The sequence below is a fragment of the Nonomuraea sp. NPDC001684 genome (assembly GCF_053596515.1).
Map to the genome: position 1 here is coordinate 1 of NZ_JBSFGJ010000098.1, position 26,068 is coordinate 26,068.

Below are 26,068 nucleotides of genomic sequence, written 5' to 3' on the forward strand. Positions count from 1 at the left end.
TTGGGCTTGAGGTCGAGCGGGACGAGCGCGGCCGTGAACCGCTCGGTCAGGATCGCCCCGAGCGTCCCGATCCTGAAGGCCATCGTCCCCGCCACCGACACCGGCTTGACTTCGTCCACGTGCACGATGGTAGCGTCGATACATCATTCAGAGCATGAATGATTCGACGGCCCGTCGCGTCCGCTGCGCGACCGCTCAGGGGCGGCGGTTCAGGCCGTGCTCGTAGGCCCAGATGACGGCCTGGACCCGGTCGCGCAGCCCGAGTTTGGCCAGGATGCGGCCGACGTGGGTCTTGACGGTGCCCTCGGACAGGAACAGCGCGCCGGCGATCTCGGCGTTCGTCTCGCCCCAGGCGATGTGCCGCAACACCTCCCGCTCCCGTTCGGTCAGCGGGTCGGGCCCGGCGTCCGGCAGGTGTGGCGCGACGTGGTCGAGCAGGCGGCGGGTGGTCGAGGGGGCGATCACCGCGTCCCCCCGGTGGACGGTCCGCACCGCGGCCAGCAGTTCCTCGGCGGGGGCGTCCTTGAGCAGGAACCCCGACGCGCCGGCCCGCAGCGCGGCGAAGGCGTACTCGTCCAGGTCGAAGGTGGTCAGGACGATCACCTTGGGCGCGCCGGGGGTCGTCAGCAGCCGCCGGGTCGCCTCGACGCCGTCCATGCGCGGCATGCGGACGTCCATGAGCACCACGTCCGCCGTCACCGCGCGCAGCCCGGCCAGCGCCTCCACCCCGTCGCCGGCCTCCCCCACCACGCGCATGTCGTCCTGGGCGTCGATCACCATCACCGTGCCGGTACGCACCAGCCGCTGGTCGTCGACGACGTACACGCCGATGGTCATGCCGGGTACGGAAGGCGGGCCTCGACGACGAACCCGCCTTCCTCCTCCGTCCGGACGTCCAGGGTCCCGCCCAGCGCGGTCACCCGCTCGCGCATGCCCGCCAGCCCGTTCCCCGGCCCGTCACCGCACGTCGCGGCGGAGGCGGTGCCGCCCGCGTCGCCGCCCGTGTCGCCGGCGGTGATGCGCAGGGCGTCGTCCGTCCACTCCAGCCGGAGGGTGCTGCGCGCGCCGGGCTGCTCGGCCTGCGGGCGCTGGGGCAGCAGGGCGGCGGGCACGTCGACCATCTGGGCGCGTAGCTCCTCGCCCAGGGCCTTGGCCTGCGGATCCATCCGCGGGCTGGCCGCCACGCCTCTGCCCAGCAGCCCGTGCACGACGAAGTTGAGCGCCCTGATGTTGGGCAGCTCGTGCCGCTCGACGCGGTGGGCGGCCAGCTCCGGCAGCAGGGACGTGAGCCGGTCGGCGGTGAGGGTGGCCGCCAGCCAGGCGTACTGCTCGTCGGTCGCGACCCAGACGCCGAGGTTGGCGTCGCCGCCCTTGTCGCCGGAGCGCGCCCCCGCCACCCGGCCCAGGGGCACGCGCACGGCGGGCCCGCCCGGCGGCGCCGGAACCGGCGGCGCGGGCGGCTCGGGGACCGGTCCGCCCTGGGAAACGCGAGGCTCCTCCTGGACGGGCAGCTCCACGCCGTCCAGGAAGACCCGCGGGCGCACCTGCGAGGCCGGCACCAGGACCGGCCAGTACACCCCGTACGGGGAGGCGTCGCCGGGCGGGGTGAGGCCGTAGAAGCCCGGGTAGCTGGACAGGCCGGTCTCCACGACGGCCGAGGAGAAGACCCGGCCCGCGGTGCGCCGGTCGGCGTCCATGACGGTGATCCGCAGCAGGCCCGCGTCCGTCAGCGTCACATCCACCTGGTCGAAGGTCTCGCGCGGCACCCGCGCCCAGACGGCCTCCTCGGCCACCCGCGCCTTGGCCTCGACGTCCAGGCCGGTCAGGACGAGCGTCATCGTGTTGCGGTAGCCGGCCGGGTAGTTGACGGCGACCTTGAGCGTGTCCGGCGGCGGCTCGCCGCGCGTGCCGGAGATCAGCACCCGGTCGGGGCCGTCGTCGGAGAGCGTGACCGTGTCGAACCTGGCCACCACGTCGGGGCCCAGGTAGCGCGGGCCGCCCAGCTCGTAGACGAGTTGCGCGGTGACCGTGCCGACCGAGACCAGGCCGCCCGTGCCCGGATGCTTGGTGATCACCGCCGAGCCGTCGGCGCGCAGCTCGGCGATGGGGAAGCCGCAGTGGGCCAGGTCGGGCACGTCCTGGAAGAAGGCGTAGTTGCCGCCCGTGGCCTGGCAGCCGCACTCGATGACGTGCCCCGCGACGACCGAGCCGGCCAGCGGGTCGAGGTCGCCGGGGCCCCACCCGTACCGCCAGATGCCGGGGCCGGTGACCAGGGCGGCGTCCGTCACCCGGCCGGTCACCACGACGTCCGCGCCCGCCGACAGCGCGGCGGCGATGGGACGGCCGCCGAGGTAGGCGTTCGCGGTCAGCGGCGCGGCCGGCGCGCGCTCGCCGGTGCCGGCGTGGACCAGGTCGAGCGGGCGGCCCATGAGGTCGTCCCCGGTCACGTGAGCGACCTTGGGGGACAGGCCCAGCCGGGCGGCCAGCTCGTGCACGGCCTCGGCGCACCCGGCCGGGTCGAGGCCGCCCGCGTTCGTCACGATCCGGATGCCGCGGTCGAGGCACGGGCCGAGCACGTCCTCAAGCTGGCGCAGGAACGTGGGGGCGTAGCCGGGACGGCCCTTGAGCCGGTTGCCGGCCAGGATGAGCATGGTCAGCTCGGCCAGCCAGTCGCCGGTGAGCACGTCGATCGGGCCGCCCTCGACCATCTCCCTGGCCGCCGAGAGCCGATCGCCGTAGAAGCCGCTGCAGTTCGCGACGCGCAGCGCCATCACGGCACCCACTTGGGCGGACGCTTGTCCATGAACGCCGCGATGCCCTCCTGCCCCTCCGCCGAGGTGAACCGCTCGGCCGACAGCTCGCTCATCCGCCGCAGGCCCTCCTCGAACGACACCGCCGGGACCTCCCGCACCAGCCGCTTGGTGATGGCCAGCGCCTCCGGGCCGCCCCTGGCCAGCATCCCCGCGTAGTGGCGCACGGTCGCGTCCAGCTCGTCCTCCGGGACGGCCCTGGTCAGCAGGCCGATGCGGGCCGCCGTGGCGGCGTCGAACACCTCGCCGGTCAGGAAGTACTCGGCCGCCGCCCGAGGGTCGAGCCTGCGCAGCACGGGCACCGAGATCATGGCGGGCACCACCCCGAGCCGCACCTCGGTGAACGCGAACGACGCCGTGTCCGGCGCGATCGCGAAGTCGCACGCGGCGACCAGGCCGAGGCCGCCCGCGCGGGCCGTGCCGTTCAGGCGGCAGATCACCGGCTTCGGGCTCTCCCAGAGCAGCGTCATGATCTCCGGGAAGGACGCCGTCACCGGCGCGTCCGAGTCGCCGCGCTGCTCCTTCAGGTCGGCGCCCGAGCAGAACACCCGGCCCGTGCCGGTCAGCACGATCACCCGGGCCCCCGGCTCGGCCAGCGCCCAGCGCAGGTGCTCGGCCAGCTCGGCCAGCAGCCGCCTGGACAACGCGTTGCGGTTGGCCGGCGAGTCGAGTGTGACGGTGGCCACGCCGTCCGCCAGCTCCCTGTGCACCAGGCTCGTCATGTGGTCTCCTCCTGGATGATCGCCAGCACGGCCCCGGCTTCGACCTGCTGCCCCTTCTCGACGCGTACGTCCGACACCACGCCACCCGCCGGGGCGGCGATGCGATGCTCCATCTTCATCGCCTCCAGCACCAGGACCGGCTGGCCCCGGGCCACCGTGTCGCCCTCGGCCACCTCGACCCGCAGCACGCTGCCCGGCATGGGCGCGAGCAACGAGCCGGGGGCGACGTGCTCGACCGGCTCGGGCAGACGCGGCACCGGCGTCAGCACGGCCGCGCCCATGGGGGAGTCGACGTAGACGCGCTCGTCGCCGTCGTACCGGGCGACCTGGAACGTCCGCCGCAGGCCGTCGCGTTCCAGGACCACCTCCTCCGGCCGCGCGGAGACCACCGTGACGCCCGCGGGCAGCGGGTCGTAGACGACATCGGCCTCCTCGAACCGGGCGCGGGCGGGCTGCGAGCGCACGTTGCGCCAGCCGCCGGGCATCCCGGCCAGGACGGGGGCCTCGCGCCGGCGCCCGGCGGCCATGGCGAGCGCGGCGGCCAGCGCCGGCAGCCCGCCGTCGCCGGAAGGCGGGGACGACGGCGGCGACAGCGGCGACAGCGGGCCGCCGGGGGAGAGGAAGGCGGTGTTCGTCTCGCCCGCGAGGAAGGCCGGATTGGTCACGATCTCCAGCAGCAGGTCGCGGTTGGTGGTGAGGCCGTGCAGCCGGGCCCCGCGCAGGGACGCGGCCAGCTTCCGCGCCGCCTCCGCCCGCGTCGCGCCGTACGCGACGATCTTGGCCAGCATCGCGTCGTAGTGCGGCGACACCCGCGACCCGGACTCGACGCCCGAGTCGACCCGGACGTCACCCGGCACCTCGAACCGGCGCAGCACGCCCGTCTGGGGCACGTAGGCGGCGTCCTCGGCGTACAGCCGCGCCTCGATCGCGTGGCCGCGCGGCGCGGGCGGCCCGGACGGCAGCGCCGCGCCCTCGGCCACCTCCAGCTGCAGCCGGACGAGGTCGACGCCGAACACCAGCTCGGTGACCGGATGCTCGACCTGGAGCCGGGTGTTCATCTCCAGGAACGCCACCCGCTCGCCCTTGACCAGGAACTCCACCGTGCCGGCCCCGACGTAGCCGATGCGCCGGGCCGCGCGCACGGCCGCCGCGCACAGCAGCTTGCGGGTGCGCTCCGAGATCCCCGGCGACGGGCACTCCTCGACGACCTTCTGGTGCCTGCGCTGGACGCTGCACTCCCGCTCGCCCAACGCCCACACCGTGCCGTGCCCGTCGGCCAGCACCTGCACCTCGACGTGCCGGGCGGCCTCCAGCAGCGGCTCGGCGAACACGGCGCCGTCGCCGAAGGCCGCCTCGGCCTCCCGCCGCGCCGACTCCACCTCGGCGGCCAGCTCGCCGGCGTGCCTGACGATCCGCATCCCGCGCCCGCCCCCGCCCGCGGACGCCTTCACCAGCAGCGGGAACTCGTCCGGGGCGGCCAGGTCGAGCGAGGGCAGCACCGGCACGCCGGCCTCGGCCATCAGCCGCTTGGCCGCGATCTTCGAGCCCATCGCCTCGATCGCCTCGGGCGGCGGCCCCACCCACGTGAGCCCGGCGTCCAGCACGGCCCGCGCGAACGCGGCGTTCTCCGACAGGAACCCGTAGCCCGGGTGCACCGCGTCGGCGCCGGAGACCCGGCACGCCTCGATGATCCGGTCCACCGCCAGGTAGGTCTCGGCCGGATGGGCCCCCGGCAGGCGGACGGCGAGGTCGGCCTCGCGGGCGTGCGGCGCGCCGGAGTCGGCGTCGGAGAAGACGGCGACCGTGGAGACGCCGAGCGAGCGGCAGGTGCGGAAGACCCGGCGGGCGATCTCGCCCCGGTTGGCCACGAGCAGACGGGTGATCACGGGCGGAACACCCCGAACCCCGCCGCGGGCGGCACCGGCGCGCTGTTGATCGCCGACAGGCACATCCCCAGCACCGTACGGGTGTCGCGCGGGTCGATCACCCCGTCGTCGTAGAGCCGTCCCGACAGGAAGAACGGCAACGACTCCGCCTCGATCTGGGACTCCACCATGGCACGCATCGCCGCGTCGGCCTCCTCGTCGTAGACCTGCCCCCTGGCCTGCGCCGCTGCCCGGCCGACGATCGACAGCACCCCGGCGAGCTGGGCCGGGCCCATCACCGCCGACTTGGCGCTCGGCCAGCTGAACAGGAAGCGGGGGTCGTAGGCGCGCCCGCACATGCCGTAGTTGCCGGCGCCGTAGGAGGCGCCCATGACGACGGTCAGGTGGGGCACGGTCGAGTTCGACACGGCGTTGATCATCATGGCGCCGTGCTTGATGATGCCGCCCTGCTCGTAGTCCTTGCCCACCATGTAGCCGGTGGTGTTCTGCAGGAACAGCAGCGGCGTGCGCGACTGGTTCGCGAGCTGGATGAACTGGGTGGCCTTCTGCGACTCCTGGCTGAACAGCACTCCGCGCGCGTTGGCCAGCACTCCGATCGGGTAACCGTGGACGCGCGCCCAGCCGGTGACCAGCGAGGGGCCGTACAGGGGCTTGAACTCCTCGAACTCGCTGCCGTCCACCACGCGGGCGATCACCTCGCGCGGGTCGAAGGGGATCTTCAGGTCCTCCGGGACGATCCCCAGCAGCTCGTCGGCCGGGTAGGCGGGCTCGCGGGCGGGCAGCGGCGCCACGCCCTGCTTGCGCCAGTTGAGCGAGCGCACGACGGCGCGGCCGATGCGCAGCGCGTCGTGCTCGTCCTCGGCCAGGTAGTCGGCCAGGCCGCTGGTCCTGGCGTGCATCTCGGCGCCGCCCAGCGACTCGTCGTCGGACTCCTCGCCGGTGGCCATCTTCACCAGCGGCGGCCCGCCCAGGAACACCTTGGCGCGGTCGCGGACCATCACCACGTAGTCGCTCATGCCGGGCACGTACGCGCCGCCGGCCGTGGAGTTGCCGAAGACCAGCGCCACCGTCGGGACGCCCGCCGCTGACAGCCGCGTCAGGTCGCGGAAGATCCGGCCGCCCGGGATGAAGATCTCCTTCTGCGTCGGCAGGTCGGCGCCGCCGCTCTCGACCAGGTTGACGTACGGCAGCCGGTTGGCCAGCGCGATGTCGGCCGCGCGCAGCGACTTGCGCAGCGTCCACGGGTTGGACGCGCCGCCCCTGACCGTGGGGTCGTTCGCGGTGATCAGGCACTCGACGCCCTCGATCACCCCGATGCCGGTCACCATGCCCGCGCCCACCTGGAACTCGCTGCCCCACGCGGCCAGCGGGGACAGCTCCAGGAACGGCGAATCGGGGTCGATCAGCAGCTCGACGCGCTCCCTGGCGAGCAGCTTGCCGCGCCGGCGGTGGCGCTCGACGTACTTCTCGCCGCCGCCGGCCACCGCCTTGGCGTGCTCGGCGTCGAGCTCGGCCAGCTTGGCGAGCATGGCCGCGCGCCGGGCCAGATAATCGGCGTCGCGCGGGTCGAGCCGGCTCCTGATCACGGGGCCTCCTGTCGCGAAGTCGACGCGGGCGTCAGCCCGATGGCCCGCGCCCACAGCCGGGTCAGGTGGTCGACGGCGTCCTGCTCGCCGGCCCGCTCCCCGAGATCCAGCCACACGTGGGCGAAGTGCTCGACCATGCCGCCCAGCATGACGGCCGTCAGCCGCGGGTCGAGCGCGGGGTCGGCCAGGCCCTGCTCCTGCAGCCGGCGCAGCCCGTCGGCGCCGCGCCGGACGAACGCCTCGCGCAGTTCCAGCACCAGCCGCCCGAAGCGGGCGTCGGCGTCGGCGGCGTGCTCCACCATGCGGACCAGGCGCGAGTTGGCCGCCCAGGCCCGCAGGTAGAGGCGGTTGGCGGCCTCGATGCGGGCGTACGGGTCGCCGGAGGCGGCGTCGCCGACCGCGCTCGCCGCGAACATCTCGCCGACCACCGTCTGCGCCACCTCCCCGAACAGCGACTCCTTGGAGTCGAAGTACGTGTAGAAGGTGCCGTGGGAGACCCCGGCCCGCGCGCACACGTCGTCGATCCGCACGGCGTCGTACCCGTGCTCCTCGAACGCCTCACGCCCGGCCGCGAGCAACGTGGCCCGGGTGCGCTTGCCGCGCAGGGTCAGGGACCTGACGATCACGTCAGTCACCGTAGCGAGCGGGGCGCGCGGAAGGAAGGGGTCCCGCCGCGCGCCGTCACGTCAGGTGCAGTGGCTCCAGCCGGACTTCCAGCTCAGCGAGTTCCACGAACCGCCCCAGATCACGCACTTCTTCACGGCCGCCAGCCGGACCGGGCCCGCGTACGCGGTGAACTTGCCCGGGTTGCCGGCGCTCGCGCCGCCCTGGACCTGGAGGGTGGCGTTCATGGAGACCTTGCCGGGATAGACCAGCTTCGACATCGTGACCACGCAGTTCTTGCCCGCGCTGGTGTTGTAGAGCAGGAAGATCGTGGCCGAGGTGCCCAGCGCGTGCTTGTCGATCACCCTGTAGCCGGTGCCGCAGACGGCCACCACGTTGAAGGTGTTCGGCTTGGGCGTGGCGGTCGGCTTGACGGTCGGTTTCACGGTCGGCTTGCTCGTCGTCGGCTTCTTGGCCGGGACCGTCGTCGTGGGGCCGGGGGTCGGGGTGGTGTCCGGCTGGTCCTCGCCGTCGATCAACCCCGTGGGCTTCTTCGTCCTGGTGGGCTTGGGCGTGGGCGTGGGGTGCTTGGTCGCCGGGCGGGCCGTCGCCGTCACGGTCGTCACCGGGTTCGGGACCGCGATGACGGGGTCCTTGGTGTGCTTGACCTTCTCGGGCGGCTCGGCCTCGCCGACGTCCAGCGTGGGGACGGGCTCGCCGGTCTCCGCCGGGAGGATCGGGTCCGGGGTCACCTCGGCGACCGGCGGCTCGGGTTGTCCCGCGCCCTGTCCGTCGCCCGTGGGGTTCTCGGAGGTGCTGCCGGTGGCGGTCACGGCGACCTTGTCGCTGTTGGCCTGCACCACGACGGCGCCCGCCACCACCAGCAGCGCGGCGGCGGCCGCGCCGGAGAGGGCGAGCGTCAGCGTCCGCCGCTGCTTGTCGGGCGCCTTGTCGGACGTCTCGCCCTGCGGACCTCCGGGACCACCGGGACCGCCGACCCTGGTCGCCCCCGCGTTCCCCGCCTGGGAGCCACCGGGATGTCCCGCCTGGGGACCACCGGGGTGTCCCGCCTGTGGGCTACCGGGGTGTCCCGGCTGAGGAGCGCCCGGCATGCCGCCGTGCGGGTGCCCGTGCGGCACCGCGCCCTGCGCTGCCGGCCCGCCCATCGCACCGGCCTGCGCGGCCGCACCGCCCATGCCACTGGCCTGAGGACCGCCGAGAACGCCGCCGCCCTGAGCCCCGCTCTGGGGACCACCGGGAACGCCGCTCTGGGGGCCGCCGGGCGTGCCTCCGTGAGGCGTGCCGGGGGAGCCGGCGGGGGCGCCGCCGTGGGGAGCGCCCGTCTGGGGCCCGCCGGGCGTGTGCGGGCCGCCGGGAACGCCGGCCTGCGGACCGCCGGGGGCTCCGGCCTGCGGGACGCCCGGGTGCGGGACGCCCTGGGCGGCGCCGGGCATGGCGCCCGCGTGGGGGCCGCCTGGCGCGCCGAGCCCGGCCGGGCCGCCCTGAGGACCGCTCGCCGCACCTTGAGGGCCCGCCGTACCTTGGGGGCCCGTGCCCTGGGGGCCCGCCGGTCCCTGCGGGACGCCGGGGGCGGGGCGGTTGTCGGGGCCGGGCTGCCGGGGCACGGCGTTGGTGCCGGTGGGCTGGGTCCAGGGACCGGGGTAGGCGTCCTGCGCCGCACCGGAGGAGCCGGCCGCAGAGCCATGCGCGGGGCTGTTCGCAGGGCCGGCCTGGTGGGGCACGGCCGGGGTGGCGGTCGCGCCGGTGACCGGCTCGATGGCGGCCTTGGGAGCGGGCTGCCCCGTGAGCCGGACGATCAGCTCGTCGGCGCTCGGCCGCTGCGCCGGGTCCTTCGACAGGCACAGGCCCACCAGCGCGCCGAGCTCGCCCTCCATCCCGCCGAGCTGCGGCTCCTCGTTCAGGATGCGGTTCATCACCACGGGGATCGAGTCCGCCCCGAACGCGGGCTTGCCGGTGGCCGCGTACACCATCGTGACGCCCCACGCGAAGACGTCGGCCGCCTCCGACACGGCGGCCCCGCTGAGCTGCTCCGGCGCCAGGTACGACGGCGTCCCCATCGCCATCCCCGTGGCCGTCGCGCCGGGGGAGTCCAGCGCGCGGGCGATGCCGAAGTCGATCACGACCGGCCCCTCGGGGCCCATGAGCACGTTCGCGGGCTTGAAGTCGCGGTGCAGGATCCCGGCCCGGTGGATGGCCGCCAGCGCGGTGGCCGTGCTGATCGCGAGCCGTTCCAGCGCCGCGCCCCGCCGCGGGCCCTCGTTGATGACGAGCTCGCGCAGCGAGGGGCCGGGCACGTACTCGCTCACGATGTACGGGCGGCTCCCGTCGAGGTCGGCGTGGAGGACGGGCGCGGTGCAGAACCGGGCGACCCGCTGCGCCACCGCCACCTCGCGCAGGAACCTGGTCCGCGCGTCGGCGTCGGCCACGAGGGCGTTGTGCAGCAGCTTGACCGCGACCTGGTCCCCCGAGTCGCTCTTGCCCAGATAGACGACGCCTTGACCACCCTCGCCGAGCCGGGCGACGATGTCGTACGCCCCCAGCCGCCGCGGGTCGTCCGCCGCCAGCGGCTGGAACTGATTCACGTCGGACCCCCATGACAACCAATAGATGGGGCAAAACGCTACCAGCGTGACATGTGGGACGTCTGCCGGACCTGTAAGTAAGTTCCACCTTTTGACCGAACATGTCAGTGTTTCGTCGCAGGTCGTGTCCGCGCCGGAGCCCCAAGGTCACGGCTTGGCAAATTCAGATGGCCTTGCCCGGGTTCATGATGCCCAGCGGGTCGAAGACCGCCTTGATGCCCTGCTGCACCTCGGCCGCCACCGGCCCGGACTCCAGCCCCAGCCAGCGCCGCTTGAGCACGCCCACGCCGTGCTCGCCGGTCAGCGTGCCGCCGAGCGAGAGCGCGTGCCGGAACACCTCGTCGGCCGCGGCCCACACCTGCGGGGGCGGCTCGGCCGTGCCGTGCTCGAAGATGAAGACCGGGTGCAGGTTGCCGTCGCCGGCGTGGGCGACCGTGCAGATCCGCACGCCGTGCCGGGCCGCCGCCGCCTCGATCGCGGTGATCATCTCGGGCAGCGCCGAGCGCGGCACGCACACGTCCTCGACCAGGCACGCCCCCAGCCGCTCCTTGGCCTGGTAGGCCATCCTGCGCAGCCCGACCAGCTCCTCGGTCTCCTGCGGACTGGAGGAGACGGCCACGAACGAGGCGCCGTTGTCCAGGCAGAGCCGTTCCATGCGGGCGGCCACGGCCTGGCCGTCGGTCGCGTCGGACTGGCCGATCAGCATGGCCTGCGTGGCCGGTTCGAGCCCGATGTTGCGCCAGTCGTCGATGGCCTCCAGCGTGGCCCGGTCCAGCAGCTCCATCAGCGAGGGCTGGCAGCCCGCGGCCATGATCGCCGACACGGCCGCGCCCGCCTCGCGCAGCGAGCCGAACTCGGCGGCGAACGTGGCCGGCGGCGCGGCCGGAGCCCGCCGCAGCCGCACGGTGGCCGCGGTGATCACGCCCAGCGTGCCCTCCGAGCCGACGAACAGGCCGGTCAGGTCGTAGCCGGTGACGCCCTTCATCGTGCGCCGGCCGGTGTTCAGGATCCGCCCGTCGGCCAGCACGACCTCAAGGCCGAGCGTGGCGTCCCTGGTGACGCCGTACTTCACGCAGCGCAGGCCGCCGGCGTTGGTGGCCAGGTTCCCGCCGATCGTGGAGATCTCGTACGACGAGGGGTCCGGCGCGTACATGAGCCCGTGCTCGCGGGCGGCGCGGTCGAGGTCGGCGGTGATGACCCCCGGCTCCACCACGGCGATCTCGTCGGCGGGGGAGAGCTCCCTGATGGCCGTCATCCTGGCCAGCGACAACACGATCGTCCCGTCGCCGGCCGTGGCCGCCCCCGCCAGGCCCGTGCCGGCGCCGCGCGGCACGACCGGCACCCGGTGCTCGGTGGCCCACCGCAGGGTCGTCACCACGTCCTCGCGCGAGGCGGCGAGCACCACGCCGAGCGGCTTGCCCGGCTCGACGAACGTGCGGTCGCGGGCGTAGGAGTCGATCACGTCCGGGTCGGTCAGCACGCGAGCTTCGGACAGCGAGTTCACCAGGGCATCAATCGGTCTCACACCTGCACCCTACGGTTTGCGCGGACCGTTCCTTAAGGCCAGACTGCCCTGGGTGGAAGTCAGGTGCCCGGTATGTACGCAGGCTGACCAGCTCGTCTCGGTTCCGGGCGCGGTCGCCGCGGGGACGACATACCGGATCGGAAGGGTCAGACTGCCCGGCCAGCGCGAGGTCGCCGACCTGCCGACCGCGCCGTCGATGGGCGCGTCGAAGCACGTCATGAGCCGTACGCAGCTCGCGGTGTGGATGTCGTTCCCCAGCCGCCACTACACGCCCTGGGCCAGGAACCAGGGGTGGATCATGCTCGGCGTGGCGGCCCTGGTGCACCTCGTCGTGTCGCTGGTGATCGCGATGGGCAAGGACTCCCAGTGGAGCGAGGTGCTGCTCGCGCCCTTCTGTCTCACCGGGCTGTTCTGGGGGCTAGGGCTGCTGTTCGTGCTCGGCGCGCGCGGCGCCCGCAGGCGCGACCACGCCGAGGCCCCGGCCCGGGAGAAGGCGCTGGCCGTGTGGGAACGGCTGTACTACTGCGCCCGCGACAACGTCGCGTTCGAGCCGGGGGTCGGCGTCTCGTTCCATCCGGGCGAGACGCGCGAGTACATCTTCGGCTTCCGGGGCCGGGCGATCTAGCCGCGCTCCTCCGCCACCAGGCGGACGCAGACGGCCAGGCCGTCGATGGCCTGCTCCAGCTCGTCCAGCTCGGGGAAGGTGGGGGCGATGCGGATCGTGCGGTCCTCCGGGTCCTGGCCGTAGGGGTGGGTGGCGCCGGCCGGGGTGAGCGCGATGCCCGCGGCCTTGGCCCTGGCCACGACCTCGGCGGCGTGCGGCACCTCCAGGCTGATGAAGTAGCCGCCGCGCGGGCTGGTCCAGGTGGCCAGGTCGCCGAGGCGCTCGGTCAGCACCTTGTCGACCAGCTCGAACTTCGGGCCGATCAGCTCGGCGTGCCGCCGCATGTGCGCGGCCACGCCCGCCGCGTCGCGCAGGAACTCCACGTGCCGGAGCTGGTTGAGCTTGTCGGGGCCGATGGACTGCTTGGCGGTGTTGGCGAGGAACCACTCCACGTTCGCCGGCGAGGAGCCGAAGAACGACACGCCCGAGCCCGCGTACGTCACCTTCGAGGTGGAGGCGTAGACGAACACGCGGTCGGGGTTGCCGTGCTCGGCCGCCAGCACGAGCAGGTCGGCCAGCTCGTCCGGCGTGTCGGTGAGGTGGTGGACGGCGTAGGCGTTGTCCCACATGATCCGGAAGTCGGGGGCGGCCGTCGGCATGGCGGCCAGCCTGCGCACGGTCTCGTCGCTGTAGGTGACGCCGGACGGGTTGCTGTACTTCGGCACGCACCAGATGCCCTTGACCGCCGGGTCCGCGGCGACCAGGCGCTCCACGACGTCCATGTCGGGGCCGTCGGCGTTCATCGGGACGGCCGTCATCTTGATGCCGAGCCGCTCGCAGATGGTGAAATGCCGGTCGTAGCCGGGCACCGGGCACAGGAACGTGATCTCCGGCTCCTCGACCCAGCGGCGCTCGGCCCCCGGCACCTTCGACAGCAGCGCGTGCACGATCGTGTCGTGCATCAGCGTCAGGCTGGAGTTGCCGCCCACGACGAGCTGACCGGCGGGCACCTGCACCAGCGGCGCGAAGATCTCGCGCAGCTCGGGCAGGCCCTGGAGGTTGCCGTAGTTGCGGCCGTCGGTGCCGTCGGCGGCCTTGACGGAGGTGGGCAGCTTGAGCATGCCGTCGGAGAGATCGAGCTGGCGCGGTGACGGCTTGCCCCGGGTGAGGTCGAGCGAGAGCCCCCGCTGGACGAGGGCGGCGTAGTCACTCTGTGCGGTCACGAGATCTCTCCTCCGAGTCGGTTCGGTCCAAAGGATAGAAGAAGTCCCCAAGGGGTCCGGTAATCGCCCGGCATGTGGGACACCGGTTCAAAGACGTTCCCAAGAAGCGCTTCCCGTACGGCGAGCGCGGGAGTGGAATGGAGGACATCGGGGCAGGCACAACTCCGCGAAGGAGGGAGCAGCCGTGACGACTGTTCGGGACACCTCGATCGAGCAGGTCAGGCGCCGCCGTACCGGGACCGTCATCGCCTCCTGGCTCTCGACGACCGACCACAAGGTCATCGGGTACCTCTACCTGATCACCTCCTTCGGCTTCTTCCTCGTCGCGGGCGTCATGGCCATGCTGATCAGGGCCGAACTGGCGCGGCCCGGCATGCAGGTGGTCAGCCAGCAGCTGTACAACCAGCTGTTCACCATCCACGGCACGGTGATGCTGCTGCTGTTCGCCACGCCGCTGTTCGCCGGGTTCGCCAACGTGGTCATGCCGCTGCAGATCGGCGCGCCCGACGTGGCCTTCCCCCGGCTGAACGCGGTGGCGTACTGGCTGTTCCTGTTCGGCGGGCTCATGGTGCTGGCGGGCTTCCTCACCCCGGGCGGGGCCGCCGACTTCGGCTGGTTCGCCTACACGCCGTTGTCGTCGGCCATCCACTCGCCGCAGGTCGGCGGCGACCTGTGGATCATGGGCCTGGTGATGTCCGGCCTCGGCACGATCCTCGGCGCGGTCAACTTCATCTCCACGATCATCGGCATGCGGGCCCCGGGCATGACCATGTTCCGCCTGCCGATCTTCACCTGGAACGTGCTGCTGACCAGCATGCTCGTGCTGATGGCCTTCCCCGTGCTGGCCGCCGCGCTGCTGGTGCTGGAGTCGGACCGCAAGCTCGGCACGCACGTCTTCGACGGCGCGAACGGCGGGCCGCTGCTGTGGCAGCACCTGTTCTGGTTCTTCGGCCATCCCGAGGTCTACATCATCGCGCTGCCGTTCTTCGGGATCGTCACCGAGGTGATCCCGGTGTTCAGCCGCAAGCCGATCTTCGGCTACCTGAGCCTGGTCGGGGCCACCATCGCCATCGCCGGGCTGTCGATGACCGTGTGGGCGCACCACATGTTCGCCACCGGGCAGGTGCTGCTGCCGTTCTTCTCGTTCATGACGTTTCTCATCGCGGTGCCGACGGGGGTGAAGTTCTTCAACTGGATCGGCACGATGTGGCGCGGCCATCTGTCGTTCGAGACGCCGATGCTGTTCGCGGTGGGGTTCCTGGTCACCTTCCTGCTCGGCGGGCTGACCGGCGTCATCCTGGCCTCGCCGCCGCTGGACTTCCAGATCAGCGACACCTACTTCGTCGTCGCCCACTTCCACTACGTGGTCTTCGGCACGGTGGTGTTCGCCATGTTCGCCGGCTTCTACTTCTGGTGGCCGAAGATGACCGGCAAGATGCTGGACGACCGCCTCGGCAAGGTGCACTTCTGGACGTTGTTCGCCGGCTTCCACACCACGTTCCTCGTCCAGCACTGGCTCGGCCAGCTCGGCATGCCGCGCCGGTACGCCGACTACAGCGCGGCCGACGGGTTCACCGCGCTCAACGAGATCTCCTCGGCCGGGGCGTTCCTGCTCGGCGCCTCGACGCTGCCGTTCCTCTACAACGTGTACCGGACGGCCAGGCACGCGCCCAGGGTCACGCTCGACGACCCCTGGGGCTACGGCAACTCGCTGGAGTGGGCGACCTCCTGCCCGCCGCCGCGGCACAACTTCACCGGCATGCCGCCGATCCGCTCCGAGCGGCCCGCGTTCGACCTGCACTACCCGCACGAGGACGCGACGCCCGCCGTGGAGCCGGACCCCGGCCCCGAGCAGCCGCCGCCGGTGCTCGCCGCCGACTGACCTGCCGGCCGATCCGGCGTTTCAAGATCGCGTTGTTGCGTTTATGCCGGGCCATTGCGGGCGATGCCGCCGCGGGAATTCTGTTGGTCAAAATGTCGTAGTTTGATCACGTTTCAACAACGTACTTTACGACCCGTTTATCCACCCTCTAGCGTCCGGCATTGCACACCCTATGGCCATGCGCCCGGCGACCCCGGGCAGAGAGGGTACCTGGTGCCAAGCTCAAAGCGCCTGTTAGTCGTGTTCCCGGCGGTCGCCCTCCTCGGCGCCGCGCTGACCGTCCCGGCGGCCCAGGCCACATCAGTGGCCAGCTACCAGCCCACGGCGGCGGACTACTACATCAACTACGCTCCCCCGCGGGTCGAGAAGGAGCCGCAGGAACCCGGCCTGAACAAGGGCAAGGCCCGCTCGCTCTCACCGGCGGAGAAGTTCGACAGGAAGTTCGTCAGCGGGAACCCCGCCGCGGCCCGCGTCCTCGCCGCCCGCGAGAACCAGGCGATCAGGACCGGCCGCAACCCGGCTGAATGGATCTACAAGAACTCCAAGCAGGTCAAGACCGCCAAGCTCCTCACCGTCCTGGTCGAGTTCAACGAGCAGGCGAACGACGACTTCTCCGGCTTCAACCGGCTGCGCACGACCGACAGCGCGCCGGACGACTGCGTGGTCGAGCCGCCGGGCACGCTCAAGAACGGCCCGCTGCACAACAACATCCCCGACCCGGCGACGCTGCCGCAGAAGGACAACAACTCCTTCTGGCTCAAGGACTTCAGCACCGACCACTTCAACAAGATGCTCTACAGCGACGAGGGCATCACCGAGCGCGTGCGCAAGGACCTCAAGGACCCGCGCGACGGCAAGCCCGGCATCGACATCTCCGGCTTCACGATGAAGAAGATGTACGAGGAGCTGTCCAAGGGCGCCTACTCCGTCACCGGCTCGGCCGTCGGCTGGATCAAGGCCCCCCACTCCGAGGCGTACTACGGCGCCGCGGCCTGTGGCGGCCAGCCGCAGGACATGTCGGGTCACCCCAGCAACCCGACCGGCGCGGGCCAGCTCGCCATCGACACGGTCAACGCCCTGGCCGCGGCCCAGCCGAACTTCCCGTGGGCCGACTACGACCAGGAGGACGTGGCCGACTCCGACGGCGACGGCAACTTCAACGAGCCCGACGGCGTCATCGACCACCTGGTGATGGTGCACGCCGGCAAGGACAAGTCCTCCGACGGCGGCGCCGAGGGCACCTACGCCATCTGGGCGCACTCCAGCGCGGTCGCGGGCGGCTACAAGATCCCCGGCAGCGACAAGAAGATCTCCAACTACATCGTGCAGCCCGAGGACTCCGGCGTCGGCGTCTTCGCCCACGAGTACGGCCACGACCTGGGCCTGCCCGACCTGTACGACACCAGCGGCCAGGCCAGCTCCGCGGTGGACTTCTGGGACCTGATGTCCAGCGGCTCCCACTCCGGCCCCATCTTCCAGTCCATGCCCACGCACATGGGCCTGTGGGACAAGTGGGTGCTCGGCTGGGCCAACCCGAAGACGTTCAACCCGGGTGACGCCGCCCAGTCCGTCACGGTCGGGCAGTCCTCGCGCACGCCCAAGTACACCGAGGACGGCGTCCGGGTGAACCTGGCCTCCACGCCGCTGAAGATGATCGACCCGCACAGCGGCACGAAGGCCTGGTGGTCCAACCTCGACCAGGACTGGGCCAACCAGACCCTGACCCGCGACGTCCCGGTGCCCGCCGGCTCCGACGTGCGGTTCTGGATGTGGAACAACTACGAGATCGAGCAGGACTGGGACTTCGGCTTCGTGGAGGTCTCGACCGACGGCGGCCAGACCTGGACCCAGCTCAAGGTCTACGACGAGGCCGGCGCCGAGGTCACCACCCCCGACGGCTACCCCGACCCGAACAAGAACCTCAAGACGTTCGGCAACAAGAAGTACGGGCTCACCGGTGACACCGGCGGCCAGTGGCGGCACGACTACGTCAACCTGACGCCGTACGCCGGGCAGTCGATCAAGCTGCGCCTGACCTACAACACCGACGCCGCCTTCGAGCCGCGCGGCTGGCACGCCGACGACTTCTCGCTCACCAACGGCGGCACCGCCGTCTGGAGCGACGACGTCGAGAACGGCGAGAACGGCTGGAAGGCCACCGGCGGCACGTTCACCAACACCAGCGGCCAGGGCTGGACCGTCAACAACGGCTCGCGCGAGATCTCCCGCTTCTACCTCGCCGAGTGGCGCAACTTCGACGGCTTCGACAAGGGCCTGCAGTACGCCTACGACACCAACTACTCCCGCGACGGGGCGTGGAAGGTCGAGAAGGTCAAGTACAACGCGCCCGGCCTGCTGGTCTGGTACCGCGACTCGACCTTCACCAACAACTCGGTGGTCAACAACCTGACCCTGCCGCCGAGCATCGGCTCCAAGGGCAGCCTGCTGGTCGTGGACTCGCACTACGACCCGCTGCGCCGCACCGGCACCGCCGCCCAGAAGGACCCGACCAGGCACAAGAACATGGAGGGCCGCACGCAGTCCTCGAACGCGGCCTTCTCCTTCGACCAGACGTACCCGCTGAAGGAGTGCCTGGAGGCGCCGGACGAGCCGTTCAGCGAGTACTGCACCAACATCCCCGCGCTCAGGGGCGTGTCGTCCTTCACCGACGCGAAGACCTGGGTTCCGGGCTTCGAGCTGCAGAACGGCTCGCTCTACTACCGTGACTTCGACGCCTCCGCGGTGGTGCCGAGCAAGGGCGACCAGCCGTACAGCACCCGCGTGGTGCACCTGGACGGCACCCCCGCCACCGAGCTGTACGGGACCGACCTCGGCAACGGCCACGTGGCCGGGTCGGGCAACCCCGGCGACGAGGGCAAGGCGCTGGGCGTGCAGTTCAAGCTGATCAGCCAGCTGCCGGGCAACCTGGGCGCCATCGTCCAGGTCGTCCCGCCGAAGAAGTAGCGTAAGGGGGGCCGCCGGTCTCCGGCGGCCCCCCGATCCAGCACTGAGCGGCGGACACAGCGCCTACGATTGATGACCATGAGCGAACTGCGCACCAAGATCGAGCACACTGAGGCGATCCGGCGGGATCGCCGGGTGGCGGTGGTGGTGAACACTCGCTCACGCCGCGGCCGCCGCCACTACTTCGAGGTCATCGAGCAGCTGCACAACCTGGGGTTCGAGCCGCTGGCCGAGCTGTCGGTCTACAACCCCAAGCGGCTGCGCGACCTGCTCGACACCGCCCTCGCCACCGACCCCGACCTGCTGATCGTGGGCGGCGGCGACGGCACCCTCTCCTCGGCCGTGCGCCACGTCGCCCACCGCGACGTGGCGCTCGGCGTGTTGCCGCTCGGCACCACCAACAACTTCGCCAGGAGCCTCGGCCTGCCGCTCGACCTGGCCGGCGCCATCCGGGTGTTCTCCACCGGCAAGGTCGCCGACATCGACCTCGGCATGGCCGGTGACCGGCCCTTCGCCAACCTGGCCAGCTTCGGCGTCTCGGTCGAGGTGGCCGGCCGGGTCAAGCCCTGGCTCAAGCGCATCGTGGGCCGTCCGGCCTACCCGATGACCGCGCTGACCGTGCTGCCGGGCCACCGGCCCTTCCGGGCCTACATCACCGTCGAGGGCCAGCGCCACGAGCTGCTCACCCACCAGCTCAACATCGCCAACGGCCGCTTCCACGGCGGCTGGCAGGTGGCCAAGGACATCAGCATCGACAACGGCATGCTGGTGGCCTACCAGCTCGGCTCGGGCAAGAAGCTGCGCCTGCTCGGCGAGACGCTGCTGCGCGCGACCACCGGCCGCTGGCGCAGCCTGGCGGGCGGCCCGTTCGTGGTCGGCCGGGAGATGCTGCTGGAGACCGACCCGCCGATGGCCGCCGACGTCGACGGCGAGGTGCGCCTGCGCACCCCGATCACGCTGCGCGTGGTGCCCAACGGCGTGCGCGTGATGGTCCCCGACTCCTTCGAGGACAACTGACCTCAGCCCTCGCCCAGCGCCCGGTAGGCGGGGGCGAGCGCGTCCGCCAGGCCGGCGGGCGGCGGGAAGACCCGCGGCAGCAGGTCGGGGGCGGCCGCGGCGGGGCGGCGTTCCGGGCGGTGCGCGGTGGCGCCGGGGGCGTAGAAGTCGGCCAGCCGGTCGGCGAACGGCACGTCGGCCACCTCCAGCGGGTCGGGCGCGGGCGGGTCGTCGGCCAGCGAGCCGAGCAGCTGCTCGCGGGTGCGCCCGCGCCAGGCCAGCACCAGGAACGGGTCGTCGTCGAACGACTCGGCCAGCAGGTAGAGCACGGCCGACAGGTGCTTGCACGGGAACCCCCAGTCGGGGCACGAGCACTCCATGTCCAGGTCGCGCGGGAACAGGTCGGCGCCATGGGCGGCGAACAGCTCCTCGATCTCGACCGGCATCTCCCCGGCCAGCAGCCTGGCCCGGTGGACGGCCTGCGCCGCGACGGCCTCCTCCAGCCGCGCCCACACGTCCTCGCCGTAGACGTCGATCCTGACCACGACGTCGTACGGCTTCGGCCGCGACCCCTGCACGGACGCCCGGACCAGCCCCGCCGACAGGTCGATCGAGAGCACCTGGCCCTTGCGGGCGTAGGCGCGGCCGCGGGACAGGCGGCCCTTGTCGCAGACGCGTTCCAGGATGTCGACGAAGCGCCTGGACCACCAGGCCGAGCCGATGCTGCCGCGCCGCGACCGGGCCCGCAGGCCGCCCTCGACCTCGATGGGGCCGCCGCCGTCGTACCAGTCGGGCATGGTCAGGACCCTCCCGTGAGGCGGAACACCTCGCGCAGCTCGTCGGTGGACAGGTCGGTCAGCCACTCCTCGCCGGCGCCGACCACCCGCTCGGCCAGCGCCTTCTTGCGCTCGATCATCTGGTCGACGCGCTCTTCGAGGGTGCCCGCGCAGATCAGCTTGCGCACCTGGACGTTCCTGCGCTGGCCGATGCGGAAGGCCCGGTCGGTGGCCTGGTCCTCCACGGCCGGGTTCCACCAGCGGTCGACGTGGACGACGTGGCTCGCCGCCGTCAGGTTGAGCCCGACGCCGGCCGCCTTGAGCGACAGCAGGAACAACATCGGCTCCGGGTCGTGCTGGAAACGCTCGACCAGACGGTCGCGGGTCTTCTTGGGCAGGCCGCCGTGCAGCCACAGGACCGGACGGCCGAGCCGCTGGGCGAGGTAGGGCTGGAGCATCGTGCCGAACTCGGCGTACTGCGTGAACAGCAGCGCCTTCTCGCCCTCGGCCAGGACCTCCTCGGCCAGCTGCTCCAGCCGGGCCAGCTTCCCCGACCGGCCGGCCAGGCGGGAGCCGTCCTTGAGCAGGTGGGCCGGGTGGTTGCAGACCTGCTTGAGCCTGGCCATGGCCGACAGCACCAGGCCGCGCCGCTCGACGCCCTCGCTGTCGTCGATCCGGGCCAGCATGTCGTCGACGACGGCCTGGTAGAGGGTGGCCTGCTCGGGGGTGAGCGGGCACCACTCCTTGATCTCGATCTTCTCCGGCAGGTCGGAGATGACGGACCGGTCGGTCTTGAGGCGGCGCAGGATGAACGGGCCCGTCGCCCGCTTCAGCGCATCGGCGGCCTGCTCGTCCTGGCGGGCCTCGATGGGCTCCTGGAACCGGGTGCGGAAGCGGGCCCGCGGCCCGAGCAGGCCGGGGTTGGCGAACTCCATGATCGACCAGAGCTCGGCGAGGTGGTTCTCGACGGGCGTGCCGGTCAGGGCCAGCCGGGTGCCGGTGGGGATCGACCGGACGGCGCGGGCCTGGAGGGTGCCGCTGTTCTTGATCGCCTGGGCCTCGTCGCACACCACCCGGCGCCACTCGTGCTCCCGCAGGATCTCCAGGTCGCGGTGGGCGGTGCCGTACGTGGTGATCACCAGGTCGGCCGCCGCGATGCGGGCGGCGTCCCGGCCGGGGCCGTGGTGGACGTACACGCGCAGCCCCGGGGCGAACCTGGCCGCCTCCCGCTGCCAGTTGCCCACCAGCGACATCGGGCAGACCAGCAGCGTGGGCGCGGCGGCCCGCTCGTGGACGAGCAGCGCCAGCGTGGTGACCGTCTTGCCCAGGCCCATGTCGTCGGCGAGCACGCCGCCGAGGCCCAGCTCGGACAGGAAGCTCAGCCACGCCAGCCCGCGCTCCTGGTAGGGCCGCAGCACGGCGTCCAGGCCCGGCGGGGTCGCGAGCGGGGTGAGCCGCCGCTCGGCCTGGCCCGAGAGCAGGTCGCCGAGCACGCCGTCGGCGTCGACCGCCAGCAACGGCAGCTCGTCGTCGCCCTGGATCACGTGGCGCAGCAGGTCGGCCGCGGCCGCCTCGCCCGCGCGCACGCCCTCCACGGCCCGCAGCGCGGCCTTGAGCTGCCGGTCGTCCAGCTCCACCCACTGGCCGCGGACCCGGACCAGCGGCACCTTGAGCCTGGCCAGCTCGGCCAGCTCCGCCTCGCTGATCGTCTCCTCGCCCACCGCCAGGTCGACGCGGAAGTCGACCAGCTCGCGCAGCCCGAAACCCTGGCTGACGGCCGCCGTCTGCGGCTTGGTCCTGGTGGTGAGCTTGAGCCCGAGCCGCGTACGGCCCGCCCAGCGCGGCAGCTGAACCCCGAACCCGGCCGCCTGGAGCAGCGGCGCGGCCTGGCGCAGGAAGGCGAACGCGCCCGCCGTGTCGAGGGCCAGCTCGCTCGGCTCCGGCACGCGCAGGGCCCGGTCCAGCTCCGGGTAGAGCCGCACGGCCCGGCCGAGCCCGGCCAGCAGCTCGCGCTCCGGCCGGCCGGGCAGGCCCTTCTCGCCGTCCCAGACGCGGGCGGCCGGGACGTACAGGCTGGGGTCGTCGGCGGCCTGCAGCGCCAGCTCGACCCGCCAGTCGTCGCCGGCGGCCGGTTCGAGCAGGCGGAAGCAGACGCGGGTGGCGCCCTCGGCCGCCGTGACGGCCGCCCGCCAGCGGTCCAGCTCCTCGCGCAGCCCCGGGTCGTCGGGGCAGGCCGGGTCGCCGGTCAGCGCGGCCAGCCACCGCTCCCGCGGCGTCGCCGGGGCGGCGGCGGAGGGGGCGGCCAGGGGAGTGGTGACGGCCTGCCGGACGAGCGCGTCGGTGAACGCCTCCAGCGCCTGGAGCTGCACCCCGGCGGCCGGACGCTCGGCGGCCCAGGTGCGGCAGGCGGGCGGCATGGCCAGGGCCAGGTCGCGGAAGTAGGCGGCGTCGGCCCCGGTCAGCACGGGCCGCCACAGAGCCAGCGCGGCGCCGTCGGCATCGGGTACGGGGACGAGCTGGGGGACGACCCGGCCACGGCCCACCAGGCCGCGGGCGAGCGCGGCGACGGCGGCCCAATGGCGGACGGTGGCGGTGGCGTCGCCCGGAAGGCCGTCCAGCGCGGCAAGGGCCTCGGCGGGCGGCAGCACGACCGCGGGCACCCGCCACGGCAGCAGCCGCGGCCTGACCACCTCCGTCAGCAGCCCCGTCTCCGGCGAGGGCAGCGGCCCCTTGGCCGCCCCCGGCAGCAGCAGCTCCAGCTCCCTGGACGGCCCGCCCACCCCGAGGCCCGGCGCGCCGGCCAGCTCGGCAGGGGACGCGGCGAACGGATGGGGCCGCGCGCCCGCCCCACGGGACACCGCGGCGGCCCGGCCGGGAACCTCTCCCCAGAAGGCGAGCCCGTCACCCGCCCACACCCCGTGTACCAGCACCCCGGCAGGTTACCGCCGGCCTGGAGCGACCGGTCCGCGAGTCTTCTGCCGGCCGGGCCGGAGGTCGTACCATCGAAGGATGAACACTCCCGGATCGTGGTGTGAGCGGCCTGAGCCGCAGGCTCCCTCGTGCGAGCTGCCCGCACCGTGGAGCAAGCCGAAGCAGCCCGACAACTGGTGCGAGGCGCCCGAGTCGCCGGTGGCGTCCGTCCTCCGGTTCCTGCTGAAGGCCGCCAAGAGGTAATAACAGGCGGTCAGCTGGGTAGTCGCCTTCCTCAGCGGAGGAGGCGACGTCGTGAACGATACCCACAAGCTGGTCAGTGATCTGTCCGACCAGGTCTCCAGGCTCGTCAAGGACGAGCTGCGCCTGGCCAGGCTGGAGCTCGCGGAGAAGGGCAGGCGCGCCGGGTTCGGCGCGGGGCTGTTCGGCGCGGCCGGGATGGCCGCGTTCTTCGGCGCTGCCGCGCTGGTGACCGCCGTCGTCCTGCTCCTCGCTCTGGTCATGCCCGCGTGGGCGGCCGCCGCGATCGTGGGGGCGGTCCTGCTCATCGCCGCCGCCCTGCTCGGCCTGACCGGAAAGAACCAGGTGAAACAGGCCACGCCGCCGGTCCCCCAGGAGACCATCGCGAGCGTCAAGGCCGATATCGACATGGTCAAGGAGAGGGCACGCCGATGAGCGAGACGGACCCCGGATACAGCGAGCAGCACGCCGGTGACGTGGGCGCCCGCAGGGCGACCGTCGGCACGCCGACCGAACGCGAGTCGATCAACGTGCCTCCGACGAGACCGGGGGCTGCGGAGAACGCGAAACGGGCCGAACTGGCCCGGCAGGAACACGAGACCTTCATCCCCGAGACCCCCGTGCCGGACGACCGGACCGAGGCGGTGGAGAGCCGCGCGGTCGAGGAGGAGTCGCTGGGCGGGGGCGGGGGCCGTGGCGAGGACGACGAGGAAGAGGACGACGTGCGAAAAAGCATCAAGGAGACCAGGAACGAACTGGGCGACACGGTCAGCGCCCTGGCCCACAAGGCCGACCTGAAGGGCCGGGCCGCCGAGGCGGCCGGCACGGCCAAGGGCAAGGTCGCCGAGATGACCGGCGTGGCCAAGGGCAAGGCCGCCGAGGTGACCGGCACGGCCAAGGGCATGGCCGGCGAGGTCGCGGGCAAGGTCCGCGAGGCCACCCCCCACCAGGTCAAGGACGCCGCCACCGGGGCGCGCAAGCGTCCGGTGCTGCTGCTGGCCGCGGCGGCGGCGGTGACGGCCCTCGTCGTGCGGCGGCTCAGGAAGCGCAACAGGGCGAAGTAGGCGTGCGTTCCCCCGAAAGACCTGCGGAACTGCCGCGCAGGGCCTGGTGGAGCGTGCTCAAACGCACCGTCGTCGAGTTCCGCAACGACGGCGTCCAGGACCTCGCGGCAGCGCTCACCTACTACGCCGTCCTGTCCATCTTCCCCGCGCTGATCGTGCTGGTGTCGGTGTTCGGCCTGCTCGGCAGGCGCGACACCGCCACCCTGGTCGGCAACCTCGTGGTGCTGGCGCCCGACGAGGTGCGCTCCCTGATCGTCACGGGCGTGCGGTCGGTCCAGGAGAACGCGGCCTCGGCCGGCCTGGTCGCGATCGTCGGCCTGCTGGTCGCGCTCTGGTCGGCGTCGGGCTACATCGGCGCGTTCATCCGGGCCGGCAACACCATCTACGACATCGACGAGGGGCGTCCGTTCTGGAAGGTGACCCCGCTCCGGATCGGGCTCACCGTGCTGGCCACCGTGCTGCTGGCGCTCGGCGCGATCTCCGTCGCGCTGACCGGCGACCTGGCCAGGAGCGTCGGAAGAGCGCTCGGCCTGGGCAGCGCGCTGGTGACCGCGTGGGACATCCTGAAATGGCCGGTGCTCGCGCTCGTCGCGGCCGGGCTGATCATGGTGCTCTACTGGGCCGCGCCGAACGTGCGCCAGCCCGGCGTGCGCTGGATCACCCCCGGCGGGCTGCTCGCGGTGGTGCTCTGGGTCGTGGTCTCCGGCGGCTTCGCCCTGTACGTGGCCCACTTCGGGTCCTACGGCAAGACCTACGGCACGCTGGCCGGCGTCGTGGTGTTCCTGATCTGGCTGTGGTTGTCGAACATGGCCCTGCTGCTGGGCGCCGAGCTGGACGCCGAGCTCATCAGGGAACGCCAGATCGCCGAGGGCGAGCCCGTCGGGCAGGAGCCGTACGTGGAGCCCCGGGACCCGCCGAAGGAGGATAGCCTTCCCGAGTGAAGCGTGGGAAGGCCGTCGTCGCCGCACTCGCCCTGCTGACCTCGGGGTTGGTGGCCGGCTGCGGCGACGGCTCGGCGGTCAGCGACTTCGGCACCGTCGTCAAGGGCGCCAAGGGCACGACCGTGCGCGCCGAGCTGCGCCCGGGGCAGCGGTTCTCGCTGGCCGTCCCGGACAACCCCTCGGTGGGCGACGATTGGCGGCTGGCGGCGGTGCCCGACGCCAGGGTGGCCTCCTACATCAGCGAGGAGCGCAGGAGCGCGGGCCAGGGCCCCGGCAGCGGCGGCACCGCCTACTTCGTCTTCAACACCAAGAGCCCGGGCACCGCCGAGATCACGCTGCGCGACTGCTGGCGGTGCGGCCAGAGCTCGACGCCGCCCGACGAGGAGAGCAGGCGGCAGTCGGGCGAGGCGGTCTTCGAGATCACCGTGCGCTGAGCACGGCCCGGCACAACACGTCGAGGGTGGTCGCGGTGATCACCTCGGCCTCGGCGCCTTCGCCGGAGTCGGCGCACGCGGCCAGGCGGCGGCGGCCCTCGCCCAGGATGCTCCACCCCAGGTGGGCCACCAGGTCGGGATGCGGCTCCCCGGCCTCGGCGAGCAGCCCGCGCAGCGGTTCGATCATCGTCTCGTGCAGCTGGTCGAGCCGGTGGCGGCACTCGGCGGGCAGGTCGACCGCGGCCACCGCGCGCAGCAGCGCGTGGTCGGGGCTGGTC

Annotated in this window: 21 protein-coding genes; 9 read left to right on the forward strand and 12 right to left on the reverse strand. The window is 72.6% G+C overall.

Going from position 1 to position 26,068, the window contains the following annotated elements; genetic code table 11:
* Positions 1-195: 195 nt before the first annotated feature.
* The 8 genes from ACWCSD_RS19665 to ACWCSD_RS19700 all read right to left on the reverse strand — a co-directional run bounded on the left by ACWCSD_RS19665 (position 196) and on the right by ACWCSD_RS19700 (position 11,735).
* The gene (locus tag ACWCSD_RS19665) at positions 196-837 is read right to left on the reverse strand and encodes a response regulator transcription factor (RefSeq protein ID WP_364329480.1); all 642 of its coding nucleotides are present in this window, start codon (positions 835-837) and stop codon (positions 196-198) included.
* Positions 834-2,771 (reverse strand): acyclic terpene utilization AtuA family protein, encoded by a 1,938-nt coding sequence (locus ACWCSD_RS19670; RefSeq protein ID WP_449916671.1) that lies wholly within the window; start codon positions 2,769-2,771, stop codon positions 834-836. Before ACWCSD_RS19670 ends, ACWCSD_RS19665 begins: the two co-directional genes overlap by 4 nt.
* Positions 2,771-3,532 (reverse strand): enoyl-CoA hydratase-related protein, encoded by a 762-nt coding sequence (locus tag ACWCSD_RS19675; RefSeq protein WP_397163847.1) that lies wholly within the window; start codon positions 3,530-3,532, stop codon positions 2,771-2,773. Before ACWCSD_RS19675 ends, ACWCSD_RS19670 begins: the two co-directional genes overlap by 1 nt.
* Positions 3,529-5,418, reverse strand: coding sequence for an ATP-binding protein (locus ACWCSD_RS19680; RefSeq protein ID WP_449916650.1), 1,890 nt, complete (start codon positions 5,416-5,418; stop codon positions 3,529-3,531). Before ACWCSD_RS19680 ends, ACWCSD_RS19675 begins: the two co-directional genes overlap by 4 nt.
* Positions 5,415-6,947 (reverse strand): acyl-CoA carboxylase subunit beta, encoded by a 1,533-nt coding sequence (locus ACWCSD_RS19685; protein WP_358285984.1) that lies wholly within the window; start codon positions 6,945-6,947, stop codon positions 5,415-5,417. Before ACWCSD_RS19685 ends, ACWCSD_RS19680 begins: the two co-directional genes overlap by 4 nt.
* A gap of 53 nt (positions 6,948-7,000) precedes the next feature.
* On the reverse strand, positions 7,001-7,630 hold the full coding sequence (locus ACWCSD_RS19690; protein WP_397163849.1) for a TetR/AcrR family transcriptional regulator: 630 nt from the start codon (positions 7,628-7,630) through the stop codon (positions 7,001-7,003).
* Between the two features lie 60 nt (positions 7,631-7,690).
* Positions 7,691-10,210: a protein kinase domain-containing protein gene (locus tag ACWCSD_RS19695; protein WP_449916653.1), complete on the reverse strand. Its 2,520-nt coding sequence runs from the start codon at positions 10,208-10,210 to the stop codon at positions 7,691-7,693.
* A 163-nt stretch (positions 10,211-10,373) separates the two neighbouring features.
* Positions 10,374-11,735, reverse strand: a complete 1,362-nt coding sequence (locus ACWCSD_RS19700) for an FAD-binding oxidoreductase (RefSeq protein WP_397216261.1) — start codon at positions 11,733-11,735, stop codon at positions 10,374-10,376.
* Positions 11,736-11,787: 52 nt separating this feature from the next.
* Here ACWCSD_RS19700 and ACWCSD_RS19705 point away from each other — a divergent pair, with 52 nt between their 5' ends.
* Positions 11,788-12,360 (forward strand): hypothetical protein, encoded by a 573-nt coding sequence (locus ACWCSD_RS19705; protein ID WP_364337936.1) that lies wholly within the window; start codon positions 11,788-11,790, stop codon positions 12,358-12,360.
* Here ACWCSD_RS19705 and ACWCSD_RS19710 read toward each other — a convergent pair.
* Positions 12,357-13,562: an aminotransferase class I/II-fold pyridoxal phosphate-dependent enzyme gene (locus ACWCSD_RS19710; RefSeq protein WP_449916656.1), complete on the reverse strand. Its 1,206-nt coding sequence runs from the start codon at positions 13,560-13,562 to the stop codon at positions 12,357-12,359. The genes ACWCSD_RS19705 and ACWCSD_RS19710 overlap by 4 nt on opposite strands.
* Positions 13,563-13,746: 184 nt before the next feature.
* Between ACWCSD_RS19710 and ctaD the strand changes: the two genes are divergently transcribed.
* The 3 genes from ctaD to ACWCSD_RS19725 all read left to right on the forward strand — a co-directional run bounded on the left by ctaD (position 13,747) and on the right by ACWCSD_RS19725 (position 19,425).
* Positions 13,747-15,444: an aa3-type cytochrome oxidase subunit I gene (gene ctaD, locus ACWCSD_RS19715; protein WP_358285238.1), complete on the forward strand. Its 1,698-nt coding sequence runs from the start codon at positions 13,747-13,749 to the stop codon at positions 15,442-15,444.
* A gap of 213 nt (positions 15,445-15,657) precedes the next feature.
* The gene (locus ACWCSD_RS19720; RefSeq protein ID WP_397163856.1) at positions 15,658-18,408 is read left to right on the forward strand and encodes an immune inhibitor A domain-containing protein; all 2,751 of its coding nucleotides are present in this window, start codon (positions 15,658-15,660) and stop codon (positions 18,406-18,408) included.
* Positions 18,409-18,486: 78 nt separating this feature from the next.
* Positions 18,487-19,425 carry a diacylglycerol/lipid kinase family protein gene (locus ACWCSD_RS19725; RefSeq protein WP_358285242.1) on the forward strand — a complete coding sequence of 313 codons (939 nt, stop codon included), beginning with the start codon at positions 18,487-18,489 and terminating at the stop codon, positions 19,423-19,425.
* Positions 19,426-19,427: 2 nt separating this feature from the next.
* On the opposite strand, the gene ACWCSD_RS19730 is transcribed toward ACWCSD_RS19725, so the two are convergent.
* Both ACWCSD_RS19730 and ACWCSD_RS19735 read right to left on the reverse strand, forming a co-directional pair.
* Positions 19,428-20,201, reverse strand: a complete 774-nt coding sequence (locus tag ACWCSD_RS19730) for an SWIM zinc finger family protein (protein ID WP_364337940.1) — start codon at positions 20,199-20,201, stop codon at positions 19,428-19,430.
* Positions 20,202-20,203: 2 nt separating this feature from the next.
* Positions 20,204-23,110, reverse strand: a complete 2,907-nt coding sequence (locus ACWCSD_RS19735; protein WP_449916661.1) for a DEAD/DEAH box helicase — start codon at positions 23,108-23,110, stop codon at positions 20,204-20,206.
* Between the two features lie 79 nt (positions 23,111-23,189).
* On the opposite strand from ACWCSD_RS19735, the gene ACWCSD_RS19740 reads away from it, so the two are divergent.
* From ACWCSD_RS19740 to ACWCSD_RS19760, 5 genes are read left to right on the forward strand one after another with little or no spacing between them, the layout of a single operon-like run.
* A complete protein-coding gene (locus tag ACWCSD_RS19740) occupies positions 23,190-23,354 on the forward strand; it encodes a hypothetical protein (protein ID WP_358285249.1) in 165 nt (54 codons plus the stop codon).
* A 51-nt stretch (positions 23,355-23,405) separates the two neighbouring features.
* A complete protein-coding gene (locus tag ACWCSD_RS19745) occupies positions 23,406-23,786 on the forward strand; it encodes a phage holin family protein (protein ID WP_397163860.1) in 381 nt (126 codons plus the stop codon).
* Positions 23,783-24,415: a DUF3618 domain-containing protein gene (locus ACWCSD_RS19750; protein WP_397163861.1), complete on the forward strand. Its 633-nt coding sequence runs from the start codon at positions 23,783-23,785 to the stop codon at positions 24,413-24,415. Before ACWCSD_RS19745 ends, ACWCSD_RS19750 begins: the two co-directional genes overlap by 4 nt.
* Before the next feature lie 2 nt (positions 24,416-24,417).
* Positions 24,418-25,356 (forward strand): YihY/virulence factor BrkB family protein, encoded by a 939-nt coding sequence (locus tag ACWCSD_RS19755; protein WP_397163863.1) that lies wholly within the window; start codon positions 24,418-24,420, stop codon positions 25,354-25,356.
* Positions 25,353-25,790 carry a protease inhibitor I42 family protein gene (locus tag ACWCSD_RS19760; RefSeq protein WP_449916665.1) on the forward strand — a complete coding sequence of 146 codons (438 nt, stop codon included), beginning with the start codon at positions 25,353-25,355 and terminating at the stop codon, positions 25,788-25,790. Before ACWCSD_RS19755 ends, ACWCSD_RS19760 begins: the two co-directional genes overlap by 4 nt.
* On the opposite strand, the gene ACWCSD_RS19765 is transcribed toward ACWCSD_RS19760, so the two are convergent.
* Positions 25,777-26,068: hypothetical protein (locus ACWCSD_RS19765; RefSeq protein WP_449916668.1), on the reverse strand; the 292-nt coding region annotated here is incomplete at its 5' end. The genes ACWCSD_RS19760 and ACWCSD_RS19765 overlap by 14 nt on opposite strands.